We start from the raw sequence: 25,093 nt of genomic DNA, 5'->3' as shown, positions 1-25,093 counted from the left end.
CCGGTACTGCGGGTGGGCCATGATCGGGACATGGGACTGTCGACGGCGTTCACGGACATGTTCGGGGTGCGGCACCCGATCGCCTTGGCCCCGATGGGCGGGTCCGCCGGCGGCGCGCTGACGGCGGCCGTCTCGCGCGGCGGCGGCCTCGGGCTGCTGGGCAGCGGGACCGGGGACCCGGACTGGCTGGCCCGGGAGCTGCCGGTCCTGGCCGAGGAGGTCGCCGGGAGGCCGTGGGGCATCGGCTTCCAGGCATGGGCGATCGACGACGGGACGATCGCGCGTGCGCTGGAGCACCGCCCGAGCGCGGTGATGCTGTCGTTCGGCGACCCCGGCCCGTTCGCGGAGCGCGTCCGCGGCGCGGGCACGGCGCTGATCCTCCAGGTGACCGACCTGGAGGAGGCCCGCCGTGCGGTCGACCTGGGCGCGGACGTGATCGTCGCGCAGGGCACCGAGGCCGGCGGGCACGGCGCCCGGCACGGGCGGTCCACGCTGCCGTTCGTGCCCGTCGTGGTGGACCTGGCGGCGCCGGTGCCCGTCCTGGCGGCCGGCGGGATCGCCGACGGCCGCGGCGTGGCGGCCGCCCTGGCGCTGGGGGCCGCCGGGGCGCTGCTCGGCACCCGCTTCCAGGCCACCGCCGAGGCCCTCGTCGACCCCGCGACCGCGAAGGCGCTCGTCGAAGCCCGCGCGGAGGACACCGAGCGCAACAGGGTGCTGGACATCGCCCGCGGCTCCCGGTGGCCGGAGCGGTACACCGCGCGCACCCTCGGCCACCCCTTCCTGGACGAATGGCGGGGCCGGGAGGACGAGCTCGCGGCCGACGCTCACGCCGGGCAGGCGTACCGGGACGCCGTGGCGCGAGGCGAGATCCCGGCCCTGCCGCGGTGGGCCGGCGAGGGCGTCGACCTCATCGAGGACCTGCCGTCCGCCGCCGATCTGGTCGGTGCTCTCGCCGCGCAGGCCGAGGAGGCCCTGGCCCGAGCCGGCGGGCGCTGACCGCGACCGCCGGGGAGGCGGCGATCGGGAATTTCCTACTAGATTAGTGAGAATAGGCATCGGGGCGCCGGGAGGAGCGGAGCATGGCGTTCAGCCATCTTTCCCATCTGGAGTGCGGTTGGTGCGGGACCGAGCGCGACGCCGGCGTCCTGCAAAACCTGTGCCCCGAATGCGGGAGGCCGCTGCTCGCCCGCTACGACCTGCCGGCGGTCCGCGCGGCGGTGCGCCCGGAGGACGTCGCGGGGCGACCGCCCGACCTGTGGCGCTACCACGAGCTGCTGCCCGTCGGGAGCCCGGAGGCGGTGGTGAGCCTCGGCGAGGGGATGACGCCGCTGCTGCCGGTGCCTCGGTACGGCGAGCGCATCGGGCTGCCCAAGCTGCTGATGAAGGACGAGGGGCTGCTCCCGTCCGGCTCGTTCAAGGCCCGCGGGGCGGCCGTCGGGGTGTCGCGGGCGGCGGAGCTCGGCGTCGAGCGCCTGGCGATGCCCACCAACGGCAACGCCGGCGCCGCGTGGGCCCTCTACGGCGCCCGCGCCGGCCTGACCGCCACGGTCGTGATGCCGGTCGACGCCCCGGAGATCACCCGGCGCGAGTGCGCGGCGGCCGGCGCCGACCTGCACCTGGTCGACGGCCTGATCAGCGACGCCGGACGGGTCGTCGGCGAGCTGGTCGCGGCGTCCGGGGGCCGGGTCTTCGACGCCTCGACGCTCAAGGAGCCCTACCGCATCGAGGGCAAGAAGACGATGGGCCTGGAGATCGTCGAGCAGCTCGGCTGGACGCCGCCCGACGCGATCCTCTATCCGACGGGCGGCGGCGTGGGGCTGATCGGGATCCACAAGGCCCTGACCGAGCTGCGCGAGCTGGGCTGGATCTCCGGCCCGCTCCCGCGCCTGGTGGCCGTGCAGGCGGAGGGCTGCGCCCCGGTCGTCGAGGCGTTCGAGCGGGGCGAGCGGACGACCCGCCCCTGGGAGAAGGCGAGCACGGTGGCGTTCGGCATCAACGTCCCCAAGCCCCTGGGCGACTTCCTCATCCTCGACGCGCTGGCGGAGACGTCCGGCACGGCGGTCGCCGTGACCGACGAGGAGCTGCTGGCCGAGCTGAGGGAGGTGACCGCGCTGGAGGGGGCGTTCGTCTGCCCCGAGGGCGCCGCCGCGTTCGCCGCCGCCCGGAAGCTGCGGGCGTCAGGCCGGCTGGGCGAGGACGAGCGCGTCGTCGTCCTCAACACCGGCGCCGGACTGAAATACCCCGGGACCGTGCCCGTCGCGGCGCCGGTCCTTCCGGCCGACGGCCGCCTCGCGTGAGCGCCGGGCCGGCGGCCGCGCCGTCCGAATGCCGGGAGCCCGCCGGGACGGCGCGCGGGCGGGGCGCCGGGCGGCTCGCGGCGGCCGCCCTGCCGGTCGTGTTCGTGCCGATCTGGAGCAGCGGCTACCTCGCCGGGACGCTCGGGGCGCGCAGCGGGGCGTCGCTCGCCCTGGTCGCCTGGCGGTTCCTCGTCGCGTTCACCGTCCTCGGAGCTGTCTCGCTCGCCACCCGGGCGCCGTGGCCGAGGGAGCGGCGCACGTACGCGCACCTGCTCGTGACGGGCGTGCTGCTCCAGACGGTGCAGCTCGGCGGCGTGTTCTTCGGGCTGGCGCACGGCGTGCCGGCGGGGCTGTCGTCGCTGATCCTGAGCGCCTGCCCGCTGATCGTCGCGGCGGTCGCGGTCCCGATGTTCTCCGAGCGGCTGACGGGCCGGCAGTGGGCCGGCCTCGCGCTGGGACTGGCGGGCGTCGTCGTCTGCGTCAGCGGGAACCTGTCGGGCGGAGCACGGACCGCCGGGTACGCCTACACGGGCCTGGCCCTGGCCGGCCTCGCCGCCGGGACGCTCTACCAGAAGCGGTTCGGAGGCTCGGTGGACCTGCGGACGGGGACCACCGTGCAGCTCCTCGGCGCGACCCTCACCACGTTCCCGCTGGCGATGGCGCACGGCGGGCTGCGCATCCCGCTGACCGGGCAGGCGCTCGGCTCGCTGGCGTGGCTGGCGGTCGTCAACTCGATCGGCGCGCTCGTCCTGCTGTTCGTCCTGCTGCGGCGCGGCACGGGCGGCGCGGCGACCAGCCTGCTGTACCTGGTGCCGCCGGTGACGGCCGTGCTCGCGGTGCCGATCCTCGGGCAGGGCATCACCGCGAGCGTGATCGCCGGTATGGCGGTCTCGGGCGCGGGCGTCCTGCTGGTGCTGGCCCGGGCGCCCCGGTAGGCCGCCGGCGCCGGGCGGTCGCGCGGCCGGTGCCGGCTCTGAGATCGTGTCCTTGATCGGTCCGGCGGCTCGCCGGTCCCCGACCGACCGGCGCGCGCTCGCCGCGGAGGAGGAAGTCCGATGAGCACCTGCATCGTCGTCGGAGCCGGCCTCGCCGGCGCCGCGGCCGCCTGGCGGCTGGCCCGGCGCGGTCACGAGGTGACCGTGCTGGAACGCTCCACGCCGGCGAACGGCGAGGGCAGCTCGCACGGGTCCGCGCGCATCCTCCGGTACGCCTACCCCGACCCGTTCTACGCCCGGCTGGTCGTCGACGCGCGCCTCGAATGGGACGAGCTGGAGCGCCTCGCCGGGGAGCGCCTCGTCACGCCGACGGGGTCGGTGGACTTCGGGGCCGACCGTGACCCGGCGGCGCTGGCGGCCGTGTTCGAGGAGGTCGGCGTCGACCACGAGCTGCTCACCGGCGCCGAGGCGGCCGCGCGCTGGCCGCAGTTCGACTTCGGCGACAGCGGCGCGGACGTGCTGTGGCACCCGGACGCCGGGGTGATCGACGCGGAGTCCGCCGTCGCGGCCATGCTGCGGCTGGCGCGCGCCGACGGCGCCCGCGTCGAGACGGGGTGGCCGGTGGCCTCGGTCGAGCGCGCGGGCGCCGGCCTGCGGGTGGTCGGAGCGGACGGGCGCGCCGAGGAGGCCGAGAAGGTCGTCGTCACCGCCGGCGGATGGCTCCCCGACCTGCTCGGCGACCTGGCTCTGCCCGATTCCTTCCTGGCGGCGTTCCCGCCGCTGCGGGTGATGCAGGAGAACGCCTACCACTTCCCCTACCGCGCCGGCTCGGACGGACCGTGGCCGACGTTCATCCACGGGATGCCGTCCATGCTGGTCTACGGACTGCCGGGCGGGCGCGACGCCGCCCTCCCCGGCGGCCGGACCGGGCTGAAGGTCGCCGAGTACAACGGCGGCCGGCCGATCCGCAGCGCGGCGGCGCGGAGCGGGGAGATCGACCCCGCCAACCGCGCGCGGGTCGCGGCGTACGTCCGCCGGACCCTGCCCGGCCTCGTCCCCGAGCCGTACGCCGAGACGACCTGCCTCTTCACCAACACCCCGACCGAGGACTTCGTGATCGACGGCGTGGACGGGATCACCGTCGCCTCGCCCTGCTCGGGGCACGGCGCCAAGTTCGCGCCGCTGCTCGGCCGGATCATCGCCGACGCGGTGTCCGGTGAGCGCGCCGCACCGGCGAAATTTCTAGTTTCCCGACGGGAATAGTGGGTCTCCGGGGCGGGTTGCCGCCGACATGACGATCGGAGTAGCGCTTCATCCAGGCCCGTCCGGCAACGCGGTCGACGAGGCGGTGGCGGCGGCGAAAGAGGCCGAGGCGGCGGGGTTGGGTTCGGTCTGGCTCGGGCAGCGGTTCGACTACGACGCGGTGGCGCTCGCGGGCCTGGTCGGTCGGGAGGCGCCCGGGCTGGCCGTGGGGACGTCGGCCGTGCCGATCTTCGCGAGGCACCCGATCCTGGTCGCGAGCCAGGCGCAGACCTCGCAGGCCGCGACGCGCGGCCGGTTCCACCTGGGCCTCGCGCTCGGGGCCAAGGCGTTCGTCGAGCCCGTGTTCGGCGTGCCCTACGACCGGCCCGTCGCGCGGCTGGCCGAGTTCCTCACCGTGCTGCGCTCCCTGACCGAGACCGGCACCGCGGACTTCCGCGGCGAGACGCTGACCGCCGCGCCGCCGATGCCCACCGCCGTGCCGGGCGCGGAGCCGGCGGTTCCGCTGCTGGTCGCCGCGATGGGCCCGCAGGCGCTGCGCGTCACCGGCGAGCTGGGCGACGGCACGCTCCCGTTCCTGGCCGGTCCGCGGACGCTGGGCGAGCACATCGTCCCGGCCATCACCGCGGCCGCCGCGCGCGCCGGACGCCCCGCTCCCCGCGTCGTCGCCCTCGTCCCCGGAGTGGTGACCGGCGACGTCGACGCCGCGCGGACGGCCGCCGCCCAGCAGTTCGCCTTCTACGACCGCGTCCCCTCCTACCAGCGGGTCGTCGCTCTGGAAGGCGCATCGAAGGCGGCGGACCTGCTCGTCGCGGGCGACGAGGAGACCATCGCCGCCGCGGTCCGGCGCTACTTCGACGCCGGCGCGACCGAGGTCGTCCTCACCCAGACCGGCATCACGGGTTCGGCGGACCAGGCCAGGACGTGGCGCGTCCTCGGCGACCTGGCGCGCGGCGCGGCTCCCGCCACGACCGGCTGACGCGAGGACGACCCCGGGAGGCCGGCGGCGCCCCTCAGGGGACCCGCTCGACCTGCCGGCGGGGCGAGCGGCCGAGGGCGGCGAGGCGGCCGGCGAGGACGGCGGCCTGAGCCCGGATCTCGGGGATGGCCGTGGTCTCGTAGCGGACGCCGCGCAGGGGCGGCCCCAGGGTGAACAGGTCGCCGTGGGGCCGCCCCGCCGCGTCGCGGACGGCGCCGTCGGGGTCCGCGTCCAGCCCGAGGCCGAGCGGTCCGGGACGGGCGACCCCCGCGGTGACGAGGCTCGACAGGAACGGGTCGGTCGCCGGGCCGCCCGCCGGGCCGGTGCCGTTGATCAGCCAGCCGACCTCCAGCTCGGAGGCCCGGCCCTCGGTCCCGACGCGCACGGTGAGCCCGTGGCCGGCGCCCGCCCGGACGTCCTCGACGCGGCCTCGGTGGACGCGGAGGCGGCCCTCGGCGCGCAGCGCCTCGATCCGGGCGGCGGAGGCCGGCGGGATCCGGTGGCGGTGCACCTCCCAGTGCCGGGCGACCAGGCCGAGGAAGCGCCGCCGGTCGGCGTCCGACAGCCGCCCCCACAGGGCGGGGACGTGCGGCCGGACGGCGTCGACGAAGCCGTGCCACTCGCCGCCGTTGCCGCGGACGGCGAGCCTGGCCCAGCGCAGCAGTTCCCGCAGCGTCATCGGTTCGGCGGGCAGGACGAGTCCGGCTTCCGGCGGGCGCGGCGGCGGATGGTGCGCGCGGGGCAGCAGCCCGTGCCGGGACACGGCGTGGACGACGCGGCCCGGACGCCTCCCGCTCAGGCTGATCGCCAGATCGACCATGGTCAGCCCGGTGCCGACGATGAGGACGGGCGCGTCGTCGTCGATGACGTCCAGCGCTCCGCGCCGCCACGGGTCCGCGATGTACCGGGGGGCGGGCGGCGCCCAGGGCAGGCGGCCCGGCGCCTGGTTGCCGACGGCCAGCACGACGGCGTCGGCCGTGCGGGACGTGCCGTCGGCGAGGCGGAGCGTCCACCCCGGGGCGGCGGGCCCGGCATCGAGGGAGAGCACGGTACCGGTCAGTTCGGTCAGGTGGCCGGGCCGTGCCCGGGCCGAGGTGTCGAGGAGGTCGCGCAGGTAGCGGCCGTACAGCGGGCGCGGGAGGAAGTCCTCTCCGGACGCCTCGATCCCCTGGGCGCGCGTCCAGTCCAGGAGGTGGCCGGGGTCGCCCTCGACGCCGCTCATGTTCGCCGCGCGGGCGTTCAGCAGGTGGTTCGGGTCCTCGGTGGAGTACGCCTGGCCGCGCCCGTGCAGGCCCCGGCCGTCGATGAGGAGGAGCCGCGGCACCGGGCCGGTGCGGCGCAGGAGATGCGCGGCCACCAGCGTCGCGCTCGCTCCGCCGCCGACCACGGCGATCAGTGGCTCGGCTGCGCTGTCAGCGACGTGGTCGGCCATGCCTCCGAGAGTAGCTTATATTTCCTACAAGAATTATGCAATTTTGCTCGCGGCGAGCCCGCGGGGCCGACGGCCGGATCTTTGGGTACGACGGTGACGACGCCTAGCGGAGACGATCGCCCCTATGACGATGACGCCCGAATCCGACGAGCGGCTGCGCTTCGAGCACCGCACCCTGCCCCAGCGGGTCCGGTTCGCCCCGGGCGACGCCGCCGCCGCGCTCGCCGAGGAGATCGCCGCGCTCGGCGCGTCCCGCGTGATGGCGATCGCCGCGAAGGGCGGGGCGGAGGCCGCCCGGCGGGTCGCGGGCGGTCTGCCGGTCGCGCACTGGCACCACGAGACCGCCATGCACGTGCCGCTTCCGGTCGCCGAACGCGCCCGCGAGGCGGCCCGCGAGCACCGCGCCGACGCGCTCGTCTGCGTCGGCGGCGGGTCCACGACCGGGCTGGCCAAGGCGGTCGCGCTCACCACCGGGCTGCCGATCGTCGCGGTCCCGACGACCTACGCCGGCTCCGAGGCCACCGACGTCTGGGGCCTCACCGAGAACGGCCGCAAGACCACCGGCGCCGACGACCGGGTCCTGCCCCGCGCGGTCGTCTACGACGCCTCGCTCACGCTCGCCCTCCCGGCGGACCTCAGCGCCGCGTCCGGGCTCAACGCGCTGGCGCACTGCGTGGACGCGATGTGGGGCCCGCGCGCCGACCCGATCGACCGGGCGCTGGCCGGCGAGGGCATCCGGGCGCTGCGGAGCGGCCTGCCCCGGGTGGTGGCCGACCCCGCCGGGCTGCCGGGCCGCGAGCACGCCTTGTACGGCGCCTATCTCGCCGCTGTGGCGTTCGCGTCGGCGGGGTCCGGGCTGCACCACAAGGTCTGCCACGTGCTGGGCGGGATGTTCGACCTGCCGCACGCGCAGACCCACGCGGTCGTCCTGCCGCACGTGCTCGCCTTCAACGCGCCCGCCGCCCCGGACGCCGAAGCCCGGATCGCCACCGCCTTCGGCGCCGACAGCGCGATCGCCGGGCTGGACCGGCTGCGCGCCCGGCTGCGCGCCCCGACCGCCCTGCGCGACCTGGGCATGCCCGAGGACGGGATCGCCGCCGCCGTCCCGGCCGCCCTCGCGGCCGTCCCCGCGAGCAATCCGCGCCCCGTCACCGCCGACGACCTCACCGCCCTGCTGCGGGCGGCATGGGAAGGGACCGAGCCCCGATGACCCAGGACCGCACGACGCCCGACGAGACCGCCGCCGCCGAGCAGGAGCGGCGCGAGGAGGAGCTCCTCGAACGGGTGCTTCGCTCGTTCGACGGCTGCGCCGACCCCCGGCTCAGGGAGCTGATGCGCGCGCTCGTGCGGCACCTGCACGCCTTCCTGCGCGAGGTCCGGCTCACCGAGGACGAATGGTGGCGGGCCATCGAGTTCCTCACCCGGACCGGCCACGTCACCGACGACCGGCGGCAGGAGTTCGTCCTGCTCTCCGACACCCTCGGCGCCTCGATGCAGACGATCACGATCAACAACCGGGCCCACCGCGACGCCACCGAGGCGACCGTGTTCGGGCCGTTCTTCGTCGACGGCGCTCCCCGGATCGAGCTCGGCGGCGACATCGGCGGCGGCGCCTCCGGCGAGCCCTGCTGGGTCGAGGGGACGGTGCGCGACACCGGCGGCGCCCCCGTCCCCGGCGCCCGCGTCGACGTGTGGGAGGCCGACGCCGACGGCCGCTACGACGTCCAGTACGACGACGGCCGCACCGCCGGACGGGCCCACCTGTTCACCGGACCGGACGGGGAGTACCGGTTCTGGGCCGTCACGCCCACGCCCTACCCCATCCCGGACGACGGGCCGGTGGGCGCGATGCTCGCCGCCGTCGGCCGCTCCCCCATGCGCGCCTCGCACCTGCACTTCAAGGTGTCCGCCCCCGGTCACCGCACCCTGGTCACCCACATCTTCGTGCGCGGCGACGCGCTGCTGGACGCCGACACCGTCTTCGGCGTCAGGGAATCGCTGGTCAAGGACTTCGAGCGGCTGCCGGCCGGCACGCCCACCCCCGACGGCCGCGCCGTCGGCGGCACCTGGTCGAGGACCAGGTTCGACATCGTGCTGGCGCCCGCCGGCGCGTGACCGGCGCACCGCCGCCCTCACTTCGGAACCCGCCGGCCCCGGACGGCCCTGGGCAGGTCGCTCACATCCCGGCCCCGCCGTCTCTTGACGTTCCCACACATATAGGCGTAAACAAATGGAAACAGACGTGAAACGGCGGTGAACCAACAGTGAGCTGCGAACCGCGCCGAGGCGGCACACGATGATCGTCACGCTGACGCTGAACCCCAGCCTCGACCGCACGATCGACGTCGACCGGCTCGTCAAGGGCACGATGACCCGGGCGAGGTCGGCGCGCATCGACCCCGGCGGCAAGGGCGTGAACGTGTCCCGCGCGCTGCTGGCCAACCGGGTGCCGACGGTCGCGGTGGTCACCTCCGGCGGCGCGGACGGCGAGCAGCTCGTCCGGCTGCTGGAGGGCGACGGCATCGCCGTCCACGCCGTGCCGGTGGCCGGCCGGACCCGCTCGAACGTGACGATCGTGGAGCCCGACGGCGTCGTCACCAAGCTCAACGAGCCCGGCGAGCCGCTGTCGCGCGACGAGCTGGACGCGGTCGCCGACGTCGTGCTCGACGAGGCCGAGGGCGCCAGCTGGGCGGTGACCTGCGGCAGCCTCCCGCCGGGAGTGCCCGCCGACATCTACGCCCGGCTGTGCGAGTTCTTCACCTCCGCCGGGGTGCGGGTCGCCGTCGACGCCAGCGGCCCGGCGCTGCTCGCCGCCGTCGGCGCGGGACCGCACCTGGTCAAGCCGAACCGGGACGAGCTGTCCGAGGCCGTCGGGCGGCCGGTCGCCAGCGTCGGCGACGCGGTCGAGGCGGCCAGGGAACTGCGCGAGCGCGGTGCGGGGACCGTGCTCGCCAGCCTGGGCGCCGACGGCGCCGTCCTCGTCGACGAGGACGGCGTCACGAGCCGCACGGGGCCCGTCGCCGAGTCGCGGAGCACGGTGGGCGCGGGCGACGCGCTGCTCGCCGGGTTCCTCGCGGCGGGCGCGCGGGGCGCCCCGGCGCTGGCCGAAGGGCTGGCCTGGGGAGCCGCCGCGGTGCGCCTGCCCGCCAGCCGGATGCCGCGCCCGGACGACATCCGGCGCGACATCGTCCGCATCGACGCCCGGCCGGACCTCGGCCGTTCGCTCATCGCCTGATCCTCACGCAGACCCCCCGAACCCCTGAGGAGGCCGAGATGGCCGCTGCGTACACACCAGCCGTCAGCGGAAGCGGGCTGAAAGCCGGAGTCCAGCGCCTGGGCGGCCATCTGGCCGGGATGGTGATGCCCAACATCGGCGCGTTCATCGCGTGGGGGCTGGTCACCGCGCTGTTCATCCCGACCGGATGGCTCCCGAACAAGCACTTCGGAGAGCTGGTCGACCCGACCATCACCTACCTGCTGCCGATCCTCATCGGCTACACCGGCGGCCGGATGGTGCACGGCCAGCGCGGGGCGGTCGTCGGCGCGGTCGCCACCATGGGCGTCGTGGTGGGATCCAAGATCCCCATGTTCCTCGGCGCGATGATCGTCGGGCCGCTCGCCGCCTACCTGCTCAAGAAGGTGGACGCCTACATCCAGGAGCGGACCCGGACCGGGTTCGAGATGCTGGTCGACAACTTCACCGCCGGGATCGTCGGCGGCGCCGTGGCCGTGTTCGGCGTCTGGGGCGTCGGCCCGATCGTCCGGCAGGTCACCAAGGGCGCGGGCAACGGCGTCGAGTGGCTGATCCACCACCACCTGCTGCCGCTGGCGTCGGTGCTGATCGAACCGGCGAAGGTGCTGTTCCTCAACAACGCGGTGAACCACGGCGTGCTCGCCCCGCTGGGCTTCGCGGAGGCGGCCAAGAACGGCAGGTCGATCCTGTTCATGCTGGAGTCGAACCCGGGGCCGGGGCTGGGCGTGCTGCTGGCCTACCTGATGTTCGGCCCGCGGTCGCTGCGGCCGAGCGTGCCGGCCGCGATCATCATCCACTTCCTCGGCGGCATCCACGAGATCTACTTCCCCTACATCCTGATGAAGCCCCGGCTCATCCTCGCGACCATGGCCGGCGGCGCGGCCGGCATCGCCACCTTCATGGCCACGGACGCGGGCCTGGTCGCCACGCCGTCGCCCGGCAGCATCTTCGCCTACGTCGCCGAGACCCCCAGGCACGGCTGGGTCGGCGTCTACCTGGGCGTCCTCGTCGCCGCGGCCGTCTCGTTCGCGGTCGGCGCGGCGCTGCTCGGGTTCGGGAGGTTCGCCGAGAAGAAGCCGGACGAGGACGGGACGGAGGCGTCCGGTGCCGCCGCACCGGCCACCGGCGCTGCGGAGCCGGCCACCGGCACGGACGAGCCCGCCGCCGACGTCCCGCCCGCGAAGACCGCCAGCCCCTCACCCCAGGAGGCGTGACCAGATGAACGGCAAGGACATCCGCAAGATCGTCGTGGCGTGCGACGCCGGCATGGGCAGCAGCGTCATGCTCGCGAGCAGCCTCCGCAAGGAGCTGCGGAAGGCCGGCGTCGCGGTCGAGCACACCCCGGTGAACTCCATCCCCGGCGACGCCGACGTCGTCGTCTGCCACGAGGGCCTCGGCGCCCGCGCGCGGGCCGGGGCGCCGGACAAGCCGCTCGTCACCTTCCAGGTGTTCCTCGGCGACCCGGCGGTGGCCCGCCTGGTGGCGGCCATCAAGGACGGCGGCGAGATCGGTGCCTGACCTGCTGGCCCGCTCCGCCGTCCGGCTCGACGCGGCCGCGGCCGACCGGGACGACGCCGTCCGGCAGTGCGGGCGGGCGCTCGTCTCGGCCGGCGCGGCCGAGCCCGGCTACATCGACGCGATGCTCGCCCGCGAGCGGACGGTCTCGACGTACGTGGGCGAGGGCGTGGCGATCCCGCACGGCACCCTGGCCGGCAAGGAGCTGGTGCACCACGACGCGCTGTGCGTCCTGCGCTTCCCCGGCGGGGTGGACTGGAACGGCGAACGGGTCGCCCTGTGCGTCGGCATCGCCGCCCGGGGCGACGGCCATGTGCGGATCCTGTCCGAGCTCGCGCAGATCCTGCTGGACCCCGGCCGCGCGCGGAGGCTGCGCGAGGCCGCGGACCCCGACGAAGTGATCCGGCTGCTGCGGCCGGACGGAGAGGAGATCGTCCAGTGAAGGTCGCCCGCTTCCACGCCCCCGGGGACATCCGCGTCGAGGACGCCGCCGAGCCCGTCCCCGGCCCCGGCGACGTCGCGATCAGGGTGCGGAACTGCTCCACCTGCGGCACCGACGTCAAGATCTCGCGGTTCGGCCACCACCACATCCGGCCGCCCCGCGTCATGGGGCACGAGATCGCCGGCGAGGTCGTCGCGACCGGCGCGGACGTGACCGGCTGGGCGCCGGGCGACCGGGTGCAGGTGATCGCCGCCATCCCGTGCGGGCGGTGCGAGGAGTGCCGGCGCGGGCACCTGACCGTGTGCCCGAACCAGGAGTCGATGGGGTACCACTACGACGGCGGCTTCGCCGAGTACACCGTCGTGCCCGCCAAGGTGCTCGCCGTCGACGGCCTCAACCGGATCCCGGACGGGGTCGGGTTCGCCGAGGCGTCCGTGGCCGAGCCGCTCGCCTGCGTGCTCAACGGCCAGGAGCTCGCGCGGGTCGGGGACGGCGACGACGTCGTGGTGATCGGCGCCGGCCCGATCGGCTGCCTGCACGTCCGGCTGGCGCGCTCGCGCGGCGCGGCGCGCGTGTTCCTCGCCGACATCAACGCCGAGCGCCTGGAGATGTCGGCCGAGCGGGTGCGCCCCGACGCCGCGCTCACCGGCCCCGACCTGGTCGACCAGGTGCTGAAGCTGACCGACGGGCGCGGCGCCGACGTCGTCGTGACCGCCGCGGCCTCCGGCGCGGCCCAGGAGCAGGCGCTCCGGATGGCCGCCCGGCAGGGCCGGATCAGCTTCTTCGGCGGCCTGCCGAAGGACGACCCGGTCATCGCCTGCGACTCCAACCTGGTGCACTACCGGGAGCTGACCATCGTGGGCGCGAACGGGTCCAGCCCCGCGCACAACGCCCGCGCCCTGCGGCTGATCGCGAGCGGCGCGGTGCCGGTCGCCGATCTGATCACCCACCGGCTGCCGCTCGCGAGCGTCCTCGACGGCATCGAGACCGTCGCGCGCGGCGCCGCGATCAAGGTCACCATCGAGCCCTGACAGGAGCCGACATGCCCCAGCGAACCGTGACGATCGCCTCCCGCACCGGCCTGCACGCGCGGCCCGCGAACCTGTTCGTGCAGGCCGCCGCCGCGCAGGACGTCCCGGTCCGGATCCGGGCCGGGGGGGGGGGGCCCCCCCCGCACAACCGGGCGGTCCCCCCGCCGCTAGGGCGGGACACCGGCCGCGTCGCGGGACGGTCGCCGGGGGTCAGTCCTTGTCGGGGCCCTCCACCGGACCGGCCGGGACGGCCGGGGCGGCGCCGTTGGCCGGGTTGCCGTTCTGCCCGTTCTGGCCGTTCATGCCCGCCAGCAGCTGGCGGGCCACGCCGAGCCCGGTGCCGCCGAGCGTCAGCGCCTTGGCGAGCATGTCCTCGATGCCCTCCGCGCCGTTCAGCACCACCATGTTGTCGACATTGCCGAACACGCCCGCGCCGGCCTGGACGATCTCCGGCCACTTCTCGGCGAGCTGCTGGGCGATGACCGCGTCGGTGTTCTGCGCCAGCGCGTCCGCGCGGGCCTTGATCGCCTCGGCCTCCGCGAGGCCCTTCTGCCGGGTCGCCTCGGCCTGCGCCTCACCGAGGAGGCGGGTCGCCTCGGCCTCCCGCTGCGCCTTCAGCTGCACCTCGGTGGCGGCGGCCTGCGCGTAGGAGATGCGCTCCTCCCGCTCGGCCTCGGCCAGCTTCACCTGCTCGTACGCGCGCGCGTCGGCCGGCTTGCGGACCTCGCTCTCCAGCCGCTTCTCGGTGCGCTCCGCCTCCAGCTCGGCGTTGCGGGTCTCCTTGAGGATGACCTCCTGGCGGGCCTGCTGCGCGGCCTGCTGCACCTGGCCCTCGTACTCCGCCTTCTTGATCTCGGTGTCCCGGATCACCGCGGCGTTCTCCCGCATGGCCTCCTGCTCCTTGCGGGTGGCCTCCTGGTCGCGCTCGGCCTCGGCGATGCGGGCCTCCGCGGCGACCCGCGCGGCGTGCGGGCGGCCCAGGTTGGTGATGTAGCCGGTCTCGTCGTCGATCTCCTGGATCTGCAGCGAGTCCACGACCAGGCCGAGCTTGCTCATCTCGTCGGCGGCCGAGCCGCGGGTCTCGGAGGTGAGCCGCTCGCGGTTGAGGATGAGGTCCTCGACGGTCAGGTTGCCGATGATCGAGCGGAGGTGGCCGGTGAACAGCTCGTGGATCGCGCCGTCCATCGACTTCTGCTGCTCCAGGAAGCGGCGCGCCGCGTTGGCGATCGACACGAAGTCGTCGCCGACCTTGTAGATCACGACGCCGCGGACCTTCACCGGGATGCCCTGCTGGGTCACGCAGTGCACCTCGAGGTTCGCGGCGCGGCTGTCGAGCCGGAGCCGGCGGGCCGTCTGGAAGCCCGGCAGCACCGAGGTGCCCTTCCCCGTGACGATCTTGAACCCGAGGCTCTCCACCCCGTCGATCGGCTTGGACCGGGCGCCCAGGCCGGAGATGATCAGGGCCTCGTTCGGCTCCGCGACCCGCCAGACCATCTTGAACAGCACGATCAACACGATGATGGCGACGACCACGGCGATCGCCACCGCGAAGATGGGCATGCGGCCTCCTCACTCTCGGCGGGCGGCCGGCCCGGTGGAGGCGGGTCCCGTCCGCGTTTTCCAGTAGACGCAGCGGACCCGCCGTTGGTTCGCCCCTTTTGGGGCGGTCTTAGGAACCCAGCGCGTGGGCCACGTACACCGTCCGCGGCGGGTGGTACTCGACCACGACGACGATCGAGCCGACCGGGATCTCCTCGCGCGGATCGACCGGATGCGCGTAGAAGGCCTCCGCGCCGCCGCGGATCGCGATCATGACCTCGCCGACCAGCCCGGGGCCGATCCGGCCGGTCACCCGGCCCTCCTTGCCGATCAAGGGCAACTCCCCGCTCAACTCGTTCCGACGTAAGGCGAACGGTATCCGCCCGGTCCCCGTCCCCGCACCGTCAGATCGGCCCCGGCCCCGATCACGCGCGGGCACGCGCGCCGGTCGGCGGGCTGTTTCGCGCGGAGCGCCAGCGGAGCGGGAAACAGCCTGCCGACCGTTGACGGGGGTTCCAGGGGGTCGCCCCCCTGGGAAACACAGCCCCCTGGGCTACCTGAGGATCTTGTGGGCCTGGGTCACGGAGGCCCGGGCGAGGGCCTCGGCTTCGGAGCGGGTCGCGTTCGGGCCGAAGACGGTGACGGTGCCGAGGTAGTGGCGGCCTTCGAACACCACGTACCAGGTGTTCGTGCGCTGGTCGCCGCTGGTGGTGGCGACGCCGACCGTCCGCGAGCCGTTGCCGACGTCGCCGCGCCGGGTCTCGGTGACCTGGTGCTCGGCCCACTTCCCGGCGAGGCGGGTGCGGAACGTCAGGCAGCCAGTGGGGACGCGCGCCTCGACCTGCTTCTCGGCGTCGGCGTCCGCGACGCCCATCAGCGTCTCCGTCACGGTCTGGCCGTCGCTCTTGACGAACGTGACGAGCGCGGTGGGCACGTCCGCGGCGACCTTCCCGCCGCCGGCCTGGGCGTCCGCGCACTTCGGCTTGTCGAGGGCCGCCTCCTCGCGGACCTGCGCGGCGTTCCGGAGCGCCTTCAGCGAGCCGTACTCGCCGGAGTCGGGCTCGCCGCGCCGGTAGCCGGTGACCTGCTGGAGCAGCGCCTGCCCGAGCTGGTCGGAGGTGTAGCCGGTGCCGGCGGGGGCGGCGCGGGCGGGGCCGACGGCCTCTCCGGCGCGCCCGCCGCCGGAGCCGCCGCAGGCGGACGCCGCCGCGACCGTCGCCAGCACCGCGATCGGGAGGAGCCTGTGCGCCATGCCCGCGACCTTAGGCGCCCGGCCCCCGCGGCGCCCGGCCGACACGCTGTGCGGGCGGCAGGAGCCCCCCATCCAGGCCGGAATCGGCCCGCAGGCGTCTATTGCGGGGCATTCCACAGGGCGGTGATCTCCGCGGCGCGCCGCAGGTGCGGGGCCGGGTCCTCGCCGACGAGGGGAGCGAGCCTGGCCAGCGTGCGGGCGGGCGGCGGCAGGGCGACGGCGAGGCTCTCCAGCCCCGCGGGCGGGCCGTCCCGGTGCGGCAGCAGCGCCTTGTACAGCTCGGCCGCGCCCTGCTCGTCGCCCAGCGCGACCACGGTCATGGCGCGGAACGTGCTGAACATCGTGAAGAAGTAGTCCGGCTGGATCGGCGGGGCCGACGCGTGGAGGCGGCGCGCCTCGTCGAGCCGGCCGGCGGCGGCCTGCGCGGCGGCGAGGACGTCGGTGACCAGCGGCGCCAGCTCGGGCGGGACGTCCCCGGCCTCGGCGGCGAACCCGGCCAGCGTGCCGCGCGACACCGCCAGCGTCGCACGCGTGAGCAGGGCGAACCCGGCGGTGTGCAGCGACCCCTGGTCGGCCATGGCCCGGGTCGCGGCGGCGTAGCGGCGCTCCGCCTCGTCCAGCCGGCCCTCGGCTTGGGCGAGCGCGGCCTCGGCGACCTCGCAGACGACGCCCGCCTCGGGCATCCGGTAGCGGCGGGCCAGCTCCGCCGCCTCGGCGATCCGGGCGCGCACCTCGGCGGGGCGCTCCTCCCACACGGCGGCGGCGGCGAGGTTGAACGTGCCCGACCACAGCGCGGTGGGCATGTCGTGCTCGGCGCCGAGGGCGCGGAGCTCGCGGGCCTGCGCCGCCTGGCGGCGGGTCTCGCCGGGGTCGTGCCCGCGGTAGTCGCGCTCGCGGCCGAGCGTGAACAGGGTCAGGGCGCGCAGCTTCGGGTCGCCCAGGCTCCGCGCGATCTCGACGGCCTCCTCGGCGGCGGCCCGTCCCCGCGCGTCCCCGGTGCCCGTCAGCTCGGCGGCGTAGGCGTCGAGGAGGCGGCACCGCACGTCCGGCGCGAGGCCGTCGAGGTCCAGCAGCCGGGAGAGCAGGCCGACCAGGTGCTCGTCGACGGCCCCGTACGGGCGGAGCTGCCAGGGGGCCGGTTCGGTCCACGCGGTGAACGCCGCCAGGAGCAGGTCGTCGCGCCCGGCCTCCTCGGCGAGGTCGACGGCGCGGCGGCGGGTCGCGCGGGCGTCCTGGACGGCGCCCGCGCGCGCTTGGGCGCGCAGCAGCCGGCCGAGCAGGTCGACGCGGTCCGCGGCGTCCCGCCCCGGCATGCGCTCGAACGATTCCAGCGCCTGGGTGAGCAGCTCGACGGCGGTCTCGTGCGCGTACCGGTGTTCGGCGAGGTCGGCGGCCCGGACCGCGTACTCGACGGCCTTGGCGGCGGTCGCGGCGGACGCGGCGCGGTGGAAGTGGTACGCCAGCGCCGGCGCGTCGTCGGGGGTCAGGCGCTCCAGGGCGGCGCCGAGCCGGGCGTGCATGCGGGTGCGGCGCAGCGCGCTGAGGTCGGCGATCATCGTGTCCCGGACGAGCGCGTGCGCGAACCGGACCCGGCCCGGGGCGCGCTCGGTGAGCAGGCCCGCGACGAGCCCGGCGTCGAGGGCGTCCAGCACCGCGTCCTCGCCGGCGTCGGCCGCGAGGACGCGCGCGTCCACGTCGGCCTCGCGGCCGGCGAGCGCGGCCAGCCGCAGGACCGCGACGGCGGGCTCGGGCAGGCGGGCGAGGCGGCGGCGCAGCACGTCCCGCACCCCCTCGGGGACCTCCGAGGTCGCCACCAGCGCGCCCTCGCTGCTGAGCAGCCGGGCGCTCTCCCGCACGTAGAAGGGGTTGCCGCCGGTGCGCTCGGCGAGGGCGGCGACCGTCGCCTCGTCCACGTCGGCGCCGCATTCGGCGGCGATGAGCCGGGCGACCGCCGGCTCCGGCAGTCCGGGCAGCGGCAGCCGCAGCGGCGACCGCCGGGCGAGCACCGCGAGGGTCTCGGTGAGGCGGGTGCCCGCCTCGTCGGCGCGGAACGCGGCGACGACGAGCAGCGGCGCGTCGCCGGACAGGGCGGCCAGCAGGGCGAGGGTCTCGGCGTCGGCCCAGTGCAGGTCGTCGAGCATGACCGCGAGCGGGCGCCGCCGGGCCGCGTCGTTCAGCCAGCCCCAGACGGCCCGGTGGAGGCGGAAGCGGCCGGCGGTGGTGTCGCGGGGCTCGCCGCCGGACCCGTCCCGCAGCAGCGGCGCCGCCTCGGCGGGGGCCGGGACGTGCCGGTCGAGCGCGGTGAGGGCCTCCGTCCACGCCCACGCGGGGGGTGCGCTCTCGCTCTCCGGACAGCGGCCCGTCACGACGAGCCGGCCCTCCTGCTCCAGGACGCCGGCGAGCCGGGTCAGCAGGGCGGTCTTGCCGAGCCCGGCCTCGCCGGTGACGAGCGCGACGCGCACGCCGCCCTCGCGGGCGAGCCCGGTCAGCGCGGCCAGCTCGCCGTCGCGGCCCAGGAAGGCCGGACCGCCGGGGACGGGAGCGGGCGCGGGGACCGGCACGGGGGCGGGCGCGGGGAGGTCGAACGCCTCGGTGCGCTGCTGGAGGATCGCCGTCTCCAGATCGGCGAGCGCGGGGCTCGGGTCGAGGCCGAGCTCGTCGGCGAGCGTCGCGCGGACCTCGCGGAGCGCGGCGAGCGCGTCGGCCTGGCGGCCCGCCCCCCACAGCGCCAGCGCCAGCAGCCGCCAGCCCTCCTCGCGGAGCGGCTCGTCGCGGGTGAGGATCTCCGCCTCGGGCACGGCGGCTGCGGCGTCGTCCGCGCGCAGCAGGGCGGCGACGTGCCGTTCGCGGGCGGCCAGGCGCAGCTCGTCCAGGCGGCCGATCTCGGCCCGCGCCCATTCCTCGTCGGCGAACTCGGCGAACGCCGGGCCGCGCCACAGGGCCAGGGCCTCCGCCGCGCGCTCGGGGTCGCGGGCGAGCGCAGCGAAGTGCCAGGCGTCCACGGCCTCGTCGGGCAGGCGCAGCGCGTAGCCGGGCGCGGCGGAGACCAGCACCCGGGCCGGGGCCCGCGGCGGGCGGCCGGGCTCCAGCAGCTTGCGCAGGTTGGAGACGTACGCCTGGAGGGACGTGACGGCCTGGGCCGGCGGCTCGCCGCGCCACAGGTCCTCGATCATGCGGTCGACGGGCACGACCGCGCCGCGCGCGGCGACCAGCAGCGCCAGCACCGCGCGCTGCCGCGGCCCGCCCAGCGCCGCCCGCACGCCCGCCACCTCGGCCTCGAAGGCGCCGAGCACCCGAATCCGCACCATCTCGGACAGATCGTAGCCACCGGCGCCCGGCCCGCCGTCCAAGCCGCCCTCCGAGCAGCCTTCCAAGCAGCCTTCCGAGCAGCCCTCCAGCCGGTCTCCAAGTCGCCTTCCAACTCGTGCTCCAAGCCGGTTCCAAGACGCCCCGGGCAACGTTGGCGGCATGAGCACCGACACCGTTCACACCGCCCTCACCTTCACCCGCTCCATGGTCGTCATCCACCGCGGCATGCGCCGCGAGTCGCGCCTGCTCGCCGAGCTGATCGGCGCGACCCGCCCCGGCGACCGCCGCCGCGCCCGCGCCCTCACCGCGCACCTCGCCGACTACCTGCTCGGCCTGCACAACCACCACCACGGCGAGGACGAGCTGATCTGGCCGCTGCTGCTGTCGCGAGTGGACCTGGACGCCGACATCGTGCTGCGCATGGAGGCCCAGCACGAGAAGGTCGCCGCGACCATCACCCGCCTGCACGACCTCGCCGGACCCTGGGCGCGGTCGGCGGACGCCGCTGGCCGCGACGCCCTGGTCGCCGCGCTGATCGAGCACCGCGCCCTGCTGGTCGAGCACCTGGACGACGAGGAGGCGCACCTGCTCCCGCTCGCCGAGCGCCACCTCACCGAGGACGAGTGGAACGCGCAGGGCGACCACTTCGTGGAGCACACCCCCAAGTCGAAGATCCTCACGCTGCTCGGCGTGGTGCTGGAGGACGCGACGCCGGACGAGCGCGCCGAGTTCCTCTCCGGGCTGCCCGCTCCGGCCCGCGGCTTCTGGCGGCTCTACGGCGAACGCCACCACGCCGCCCGGATGCGGCGGCTCCGCGAGGACGTCCGCACGTCCCGCACCGGCAGCGCCATCGCCCTGCTCACCGGGGTCGGCATCGGCTACGTCGGGCTCTCGTACATCCTCGACCCGGCGGGCACCGCGGCGGGTTTCGGGCTGCCGTCCGTGCCGTCCGGCGACGCCGCCGCGTGGCTGAACATCAAGGGCGTCCGGGACCTCGGCACCGGCCTGGCCGTCCTCGCGCTGCTGGCCCGCGGGAAGCGGGAGGCGCTCGGCCTGGTGATGTGCGCGTTCTCGACGATCGCGGCCGGCGACATGCTGACGGTCCTCGCCCACCACGGCTCCAAGGCGACCGCGTTCGGTGTCCACGGCGCGACCGCCGCGGCCGTCCTCGCGTCGGGCCTGCTGCTCCTGCGCACCGCCCGCCGCCGCTGACCGGCGCGGACGGCCCGGTGATCCGGTGGCGCGGCACGTCCGCGCCCCCGGATCGCCACGTCACGCACACCCTCCGTGACGGTCGTTGATCGCTGGGTAGGCCACGGAGGGCGCCCGGGGACCGGGCGCGTGCGCACATCGGGGGAAGAGAATGTTCCGCAGAGTTCTGGTCCTGCCCGTCCTGCTGCTGGCGCTGGTCGCCGCGTCCGGATGCGGCGGAGGCGGCGAGAGGGCGCACGAAGACGGCGCCCATGCCGCCGCGGGGCGGGGCGCCGCGGCGGGCTCGCCGGCCGCGTCGCCGTCGTCCTGCCCGACCGAGACGACCAAGCACTTCGCGAAGACGCGGTTCGCCGCGGACGCCGGCCTGGCGATCGGCGCCTTCCACCGCTACATCTGGAAGCCGTACCAGGCGGGGGGCTTCAAGCAGGGCGCCGATGGCCGGACGAAGGCGTTCGCGAAGGCCGGGGCGGCGGGGCTGTTCGCGGCCAACCGGCTCAACGCCGCGCGCAAGCTCATCGGCGCGGACCCGAAGCTCTGCAACGCCCTGAAGGTCCCGGCGGAGAAGGTGGCGGCGATGTTCTCGGCGCTGGCAGGCAAGTTCAAGTCCGGGCAGTTGGACCAGTCGCAGATCGGGTCGGTGAACTCGGCGGTCGACGGCCTGAAGTCCGACGCCCAGAGCCGGGCGGGCGCGAACATCCAGGAGAAGGCCCCCAACCTCGGCGGCTGACCCGGCCGGGCGGGGCGCCCCTACTGCTGCCCCTCGTCGGCACGCTCGTTGTAGACGGGCGCGTACTCCTGGCCGGACATCTTCTGGATGGTCTCGACGATCTCGTCCGTGATGGCGCGGCGGGCCTTGGCGGGCGGGAGGTCGCGGTAGTGGGAGAAGTCCATCGGCGGGCCGATGCGGACGGTGGGGCGGGGCCCGAAGATCCGCGGCTTGGACGCCCCGATCGGCTGGATCTTCTCGGTGCCCTCCAGCGCGACGGGCAGGACGCGGGCGCCGGAGGCGAGGACGAGCCAGCCGACGCCGGTGCGGCCGCGGTAGAGGCGGCCGTCGGGGGAGCGGGTGCCCTCGGGGTAGATCGCGAAGGCGCCGCTGTTGGCGAGGACGTCGCCGGCCTGCTCCAGGGCGCCCATGGCGGCGCGCCGCGCGCCGCGCTTGACGGGGACGTGGCCGAGGTTCGTGAGGAACCAGCGGACGAAGCCGCGCTTGAGGCCGCCGCCCACGAAGTAGTCGGCCTTGGCGATGTAGGTCACCGGCCGCGGGACGGCGAGGGGGATGATGAAGCTGTCGATGAACGACAGGTGGTTGCTGGCCACGATGAGGGGCCCGTAGGCGGGCACGTTCTCCCCGCCGATCACCCTCGGGCGGAAAAGCAGCCAGAGGATCGGACGCACCACTCGCGTCATGAACGTGTAGAACACCCAGCCTCCTGTCATTCGCACCGCCACTGTAACCTCTGCGCCGATCCGTCCCCGGGTCAGCACCTGCTTTTCCCGCCGCACCGGACGTAAGAAATGGTTCAACCGCTGGTCACGGGGGACGCCGGTGGACTATTGGGGGCCTTGATCCCGGGGTGGGACTTCGGTCACATTGGGGAGGTGCGGAAATCGTGAAACCATTTCCTACCATCCGGTAAGTTCCTCTGGAGTAAGTTATTCGGGCAGCGGTCGCGGCACGCCGGTACGCACGGGACGGCGCACGGACGGGGCGCCGCGCGGCCCCGGCGGCCAGGGGTGTTACGGTCCGGGACGTGGGAGGGCGACCCGGTCCTTATCCCTGGAAGTGCTTGGATTGCGGGCACGGGTGCGCAATCCTGAGGAGTCACCTGAGGTGGAGTACCAGGTGCGCGGGACCGAGGCGCCCCCGGAGCCGGGGCGAGAGGTGGCCATGGACTTCGACATCAGCCTGATGAAGGACGAACGCTGCACCCTCGTCCGGGTGCAGGGCGACATCGACGTGGTCTCCCGGGCCCGCTTCGAGGAGGCCCTGTTCGAGGTGGTGGACGCGGGCGAGCCCATGGTCGTCGACATGCGGCAGGTCACGTTCTGCGACTCGACCGGCCTCAACGCGATCGTCGCGGCGAACCGGCGCGCCGGGGAGCACGGCGGCACGGTGGCGCTCGTCGCGCTGCCGCCGCGCGTTCAGCGCGTCTTCCGCATCACCGGGATCGACAAGTTCGTCCCGATCTACGACACGCTGCGGGAGGCGATCGGCGCGCTGCCGTCCACCACGGCCTGACCGCGAACACCGCCGCCTGACCGCATCACGGCCTGACGCGGCCGAGCGCGCCGGGGGCGGCGGGCGTCAGCTGCAGCCCTCGAACTGCGGCACGCTCGTGGTGAGCTTGAGCCCCGACTTTCCGAACCACTTGGTCAGCAGCCGCGCCGCCGTCCCGTCCTGGTACATGTCGGTGATGGCCCGGTTGATCCGCTCGCAGCCCTCCAGGTCGCCCTTCTTCAGCCCGACGCCGTACTTCTCGTCCGTGAACGGCGCATTGATGATCTTGCCGGGGCGGCCGGCGGCGAAGCCGGCGAGGATCAGGTCGTCGGTCGACACCGCGTCCAGCCTCCCGGCCGCGAGGTCGCCCATGCAGGCGCCGTAGGTCGGCGCCTGCACCGGCACCGCGGCGATCTTGCGCTCCTCGATCACCCGCCGCCACGAGTTCGACCCGGTCACCGCGCAGATCTTTCGGCCCTTCAGGTCCCGGATCGCGTGGATCGCCGTGTTGCCCGGCGCGACCAGCGTGTCCTGGTGCGCGACGTAGTACGGGCCCGCGAACGTGACGACCCGCTTGCGGGTGGCGGTGATCGAGTACGTCGCGACGATCATGTCGACGGTGCCGTCCGCGAGGGCCTTCTCCCGGACCGAGGAGTTCGTCGTGCGCCACCTGATCCGGTCCTTCGGCACGCCCAGCCGTCCGGCGATGTAGGTGGCCACGTCGATGTCGAAGCCCTGGTACGTCCCGTCCTTGCCCTTCACGCCGAGGCTCGGCTGGTCCGCCTTCACGCCGATGGTCAGCGAGTGCTTGTGGGCGATCGTCGGCCGGTCCGCGCCGCCGAGCCCGCACGCCGACAGCGGCCCGGCGGCGGACAGGACGGCGCAGGCCAGGGCGGCGGCGCGCAGGAAAGTGGTGCGCCGGAAAGGGAGGCGGACGGAACGGGCACGGGTGGCGCGCATGGGGGGTCTCCTCTGGTCAGCGGAACTCGGCCAGCCGGGGACGGACCCCCGCGACGATCAGCAGCGCGATGACGGCGGCGGCGGGCGGGACGGCCTTCCAGCCGCGCAGCCCGCCGTCCGCGTCCTTGATCTGCCTGGTGAACGCGTCCTGGTGGACGGCGATCAGCGAGCCGAGCGCGGCGTCGTAGGCGTCGAAGTCGGGGATCGCGCCGGTCTGGCGGCCCATCCGCAGCGCGATGGCGCCGCCGCGGTTCCCGGACGTGGCGAGCGACCGCATCCGCTGGTCGTCGCGCTGGACGACGATGTACGCGCGCAGCGTCCGCCGCACCGCGTCGGCCTCGCGGGCGTTCCGCGCCGAGGCGGCCTCGTCCGCGAGGAAGCCGAGGAACGGCGCCGCGCCCTCGCGCGGGCGGTACGGCCCCACCTTCTGCTCCAGCCCCGCGTAGTAGTTCTCCAGGTTCAGCGGCTTGTCGCCGATGTCCGGGTAGACCACCGAGAGGGACTTGTCGAGGTAGGTCTGCTCGTAAGTGTCGGCGCGGCCGGGGTCGAGGAGGTAGCGGCTCTCGTCCGCGAACGCGCTGTGGCTGATCGACCGCGCCCGGGACAGCGACAGCACGGAGTCGAAGCCGTCCTCCTTCGCCTTCCGGATGTGCCCCGCCTGCGCCGACAGCAGGCCCGCGCCGACGGCGGTGAGCGCCACGGTCCCGAGCGTCGCCAGGACGAGCGCCGGGTTCAGCAGCCGCCGGAACGTCCGCGCCAGGTACAGCTGCGTCGCGACCAGCAGCAGCAGCGCGACCGCGCCCGCGACGACCACCCAGTCACGGCCCGTCAGCACCGACGTCCGCTTCGACTCGTACGCCTGCCGGACGTGCGCGCCGGTGTCGAGCGTGATGTTGTACGCCTTCGGCAGCAGCTCCAGCTTCATCAGGTCGGTCGCCTGCCGGTAGGCGTCGACGACCTCCTTCGGCGGCTCCCCCGCCGGATGGTCGGCCTGCTGGTTGAGCTGCATCGCCGACCCGACGAGCCGCTCGTACCGGCCGAGGCCGTCGAGGACGTCCTGGACGGTCTGCCGCAGCGCCGGGTCGCGCCCGGCGAGCTGCGCGGCCTGCACCGCCGCCGCGTCGGCGTCCGCGCGGCGCCGCTCGTAGGCGCCGATCATCTGGTCGTAGCCGCTGCCGAGGTCGTGCTGGCGGCCGATCAGCAGGATGTTGGAGACCTGCGCGTCCATGTCGCTGAGCGCGAAGTACAGCGTGCTGGTCGCGACGACCTGCGGGCCCGCGTCGTGCCCGATCGTCTGGACGGAGTCGCGCGCGTTCCCCACCGCGACCGTCAGCACGGCCAGCAGCGCGACGAGCGCGGCCAGGACGAGCGCGACGTGCGCGCGGATCCGGCCGGGGATCGTGCGCAGCCAGCGGCCGCGCGCGAACGTGGCGAGCCGCCCCCGCCGCGCCGGGGG

23 protein-coding genes and 1 pseudogene are annotated in these 25,093 nt (G+C 75.1%); 16 read left to right on the top strand and 8 right to left on the bottom strand.

Annotation, left to right across the window (positions count from 1 at the left end; genetic code table 11):
• The first annotated feature begins 30 nt into the window (after positions 1 to 30).
• From ABZ914_RS14720 to ABZ914_RS14700, 5 genes are all read left to right on the top strand, one after another.
• Entirely contained in the window at positions 31 to 996 is a 966-nt protein-coding gene (locus ABZ914_RS14720) for an NAD(P)H-dependent flavin oxidoreductase (protein ID WP_500193445.1), read from the top strand.
• 83 nt (positions 997 to 1,079) lie between these two features.
• The gene (locus ABZ914_RS14715; RefSeq protein ID WP_500193443.1) at positions 1,080 to 2,297 is read left to right on the top strand and encodes a threonine synthase; all 1,218 of its coding nucleotides are present in this window, start codon (positions 1,080 to 1,082) and stop codon (positions 2,295 to 2,297) included.
• A complete protein-coding gene (locus ABZ914_RS14710) occupies positions 2,294 to 3,232 on the top strand; it encodes a DMT family transporter (RefSeq protein WP_500193442.1) in 939 nt (312 codons plus the stop codon). Before ABZ914_RS14715 ends, ABZ914_RS14710 begins: the two co-directional genes overlap by 4 nt.
• A 120-nt stretch (positions 3,233 to 3,352) precedes the next feature.
• Entirely contained in the window at positions 3,353 to 4,495 is a 1,143-nt protein-coding gene (locus ABZ914_RS14705) for an FAD-dependent oxidoreductase (protein WP_500193441.1), read from the top strand.
• 28 nt (positions 4,496 to 4,523) lie between these two features.
• Positions 4,524 to 5,471 carry a TIGR03564 family F420-dependent LLM class oxidoreductase gene (locus ABZ914_RS14700; protein ID WP_500193440.1) on the top strand — a complete coding sequence of 316 codons (948 nt, stop codon included), beginning with the start codon at positions 4,524 to 4,526 and terminating at the stop codon, positions 5,469 to 5,471.
• A gap of 34 nt (positions 5,472 to 5,505) precedes the next feature.
• Here the strand turns inward: ABZ914_RS14700 and ABZ914_RS14695 are convergent, their stop codons facing one another.
• Complete coding sequence (locus ABZ914_RS14695; protein ID WP_500193439.1) at positions 5,506 to 6,903, bottom strand: FAD/NAD(P)-binding protein; 1,398 nt, start codon at positions 6,901 to 6,903, stop codon at positions 5,506 to 5,508.
• Between the two features lie 124 nt (positions 6,904 to 7,027).
• Between ABZ914_RS14695 and ABZ914_RS14690 the strand changes: the two genes are divergently transcribed.
• The 8 genes and pseudogenes from ABZ914_RS14690 to ABZ914_RS14655 form a co-directional block, all read left to right on the top strand.
• Positions 7,028 to 8,113, top strand: a complete 1,086-nt coding sequence (locus tag ABZ914_RS14690; protein ID WP_500193438.1) for a maleylacetate reductase — start codon at positions 7,028 to 7,030, stop codon at positions 8,111 to 8,113.
• Positions 8,110 to 9,018, top strand: a complete 909-nt coding sequence (locus tag ABZ914_RS14685) for a dioxygenase family protein (RefSeq protein ID WP_500193437.1) — start codon at positions 8,110 to 8,112, stop codon at positions 9,016 to 9,018. Before ABZ914_RS14690 ends, ABZ914_RS14685 begins: the two co-directional genes overlap by 4 nt.
• Positions 9,019 to 9,199: 181 nt before the next feature.
• Positions 9,200 to 10,138: a 1-phosphofructokinase gene (gene pfkB / locus ABZ914_RS14680; protein WP_500193436.1), complete on the top strand. Its 939-nt coding sequence runs from the start codon at positions 9,200 to 9,202 to the stop codon at positions 10,136 to 10,138.
• A 38-nt stretch (positions 10,139 to 10,176) separates the two neighbouring features.
• Positions 10,177 to 11,370 carry a mannitol-specific PTS transporter subunit IIC gene (mtlA, locus tag ABZ914_RS14675; RefSeq protein WP_500193435.1) on the top strand — a complete coding sequence of 398 codons (1,194 nt, stop codon included), beginning with the start codon at positions 10,177 to 10,179 and terminating at the stop codon, positions 11,368 to 11,370.
• A gap of 4 nt (positions 11,371 to 11,374) precedes the next feature.
• Entirely contained in the window at positions 11,375 to 11,674 is a 300-nt protein-coding gene (locus ABZ914_RS14670) for a PTS lactose transporter subunit IIB (protein ID WP_190851629.1), read from the top strand.
• On the top strand, positions 11,667 to 12,113 hold the full coding sequence (locus ABZ914_RS14665; protein ID WP_500193433.1) for a PTS mannitol transporter subunit IIA: 447 nt from the start codon (positions 11,667 to 11,669) through the stop codon (positions 12,111 to 12,113). The genes ABZ914_RS14670 and ABZ914_RS14665 overlap by 8 nt, the downstream gene beginning before the upstream one ends.
• Positions 12,110 to 13,144 carry a zinc-dependent dehydrogenase gene (locus ABZ914_RS14660; protein ID WP_500193432.1) on the top strand — a complete coding sequence of 345 codons (1,035 nt, stop codon included), beginning with the start codon at positions 12,110 to 12,112 and terminating at the stop codon, positions 13,142 to 13,144. Before ABZ914_RS14665 ends, ABZ914_RS14660 begins: the two co-directional genes overlap by 4 nt.
• Positions 13,145 to 13,155: 11 nt before the next feature.
• Positions 13,156 to 13,218 (top strand): annotated as a pseudogene (locus ABZ914_RS14655) (HPr family phosphocarrier protein); the annotation flags it as partial.
• 136 nt (positions 13,219 to 13,354) lie between these two features.
• Here ABZ914_RS14655 and ABZ914_RS14650 read toward each other — a convergent pair.
• The 4 genes from ABZ914_RS14650 to ABZ914_RS14635 all read right to left on the bottom strand — a co-directional run bounded on the left by ABZ914_RS14650 (position 13,355) and on the right by ABZ914_RS14635 (position 19,243).
• Positions 13,355 to 14,704 carry an SPFH domain-containing protein gene (locus tag ABZ914_RS14650; protein ID WP_387024614.1) on the bottom strand — a complete coding sequence of 450 codons (1,350 nt, stop codon included), beginning with the start codon at positions 14,702 to 14,704 and terminating at the stop codon, positions 13,355 to 13,357.
• Positions 14,705 to 14,813: 109 nt separating this feature from the next.
• A complete protein-coding gene (locus ABZ914_RS14645; RefSeq protein ID WP_190851346.1) occupies positions 14,814 to 15,017 on the bottom strand; it encodes an NfeD C-terminal domain-containing protein in 204 nt (67 codons plus the stop codon).
• Between the two features lie 219 nt (positions 15,018 to 15,236).
• Positions 15,237 to 15,935, bottom strand: a complete 699-nt coding sequence (locus tag ABZ914_RS14640; protein ID WP_500193431.1) for a hypothetical protein — start codon at positions 15,933 to 15,935, stop codon at positions 15,237 to 15,239.
• A 98-nt stretch (positions 15,936 to 16,033) separates the two neighbouring features.
• A complete protein-coding gene (locus ABZ914_RS14635) occupies positions 16,034 to 19,243 on the bottom strand; it encodes an ATP-binding protein (RefSeq protein ID WP_500193430.1) in 3,210 nt (1,069 codons plus the stop codon).
• Between the two features lie 160 nt (positions 19,244 to 19,403).
• On the opposite strand from ABZ914_RS14635, the gene ABZ914_RS14630 reads away from it, so the two are divergent.
• Both ABZ914_RS14630 and ABZ914_RS14625 read left to right on the top strand, forming a co-directional pair.
• A complete protein-coding gene (locus ABZ914_RS14630; RefSeq protein ID WP_500193429.1) occupies positions 19,404 to 20,456 on the top strand; it encodes a DUF4267 domain-containing protein in 1,053 nt (350 codons plus the stop codon).
• 151 nt (positions 20,457 to 20,607) lie between these two features.
• Positions 20,608 to 21,183 carry a hypothetical protein gene (locus ABZ914_RS14625; RefSeq protein WP_500193428.1) on the top strand — a complete coding sequence of 192 codons (576 nt, stop codon included), beginning with the start codon at positions 20,608 to 20,610 and terminating at the stop codon, positions 21,181 to 21,183.
• A gap of 20 nt (positions 21,184 to 21,203) precedes the next feature.
• On the opposite strand, the gene ABZ914_RS14620 is transcribed toward ABZ914_RS14625, so the two are convergent.
• A complete protein-coding gene (locus ABZ914_RS14620; RefSeq protein WP_190851351.1) occupies positions 21,204 to 21,881 on the bottom strand; it encodes a 1-acyl-sn-glycerol-3-phosphate acyltransferase in 678 nt (225 codons plus the stop codon).
• 409 nt (positions 21,882 to 22,290) lie between these two features.
• On the opposite strand from ABZ914_RS14620, the gene ABZ914_RS14615 reads away from it, so the two are divergent.
• Positions 22,291 to 22,698: an STAS domain-containing protein gene (locus ABZ914_RS14615; RefSeq protein WP_500193427.1), complete on the top strand. Its 408-nt coding sequence runs from the start codon at positions 22,291 to 22,293 to the stop codon at positions 22,696 to 22,698.
• Positions 22,699 to 22,764: 66 nt separating this feature from the next.
• On the opposite strand, the gene ABZ914_RS14610 is transcribed toward ABZ914_RS14615, so the two are convergent.
• Together ABZ914_RS14610 and ABZ914_RS14605 are read right to left on the bottom strand one after the other, a co-directional pair.
• Positions 22,765 to 23,637, bottom strand: a complete 873-nt coding sequence (locus ABZ914_RS14610; RefSeq protein WP_500193426.1) for a glutamate ABC transporter substrate-binding protein — start codon at positions 23,635 to 23,637, stop codon at positions 22,765 to 22,767.
• A 16-nt stretch (positions 23,638 to 23,653) separates the two neighbouring features.
• A partial coding sequence (locus tag ABZ914_RS14605; protein WP_500193425.1) for a GlnX family signal transduction membrane protein occupies positions 23,654 to 25,093 on the bottom strand: 1,440 nt, incomplete at its 5' end.

The sequence above is a fragment of the Spirillospora sp. NPDC046719 genome, assembly GCF_040645715.1.
In the GTDB taxonomy this organism is placed as follows: Bacteria; Actinomycetota; Actinomycetes; order Streptosporangiales; family Streptosporangiaceae; genus Spirillospora.
Note: the sequence above shows the minus strand (reverse complement) of the source record. Positions and strands in the feature narration are given on the sequence as shown.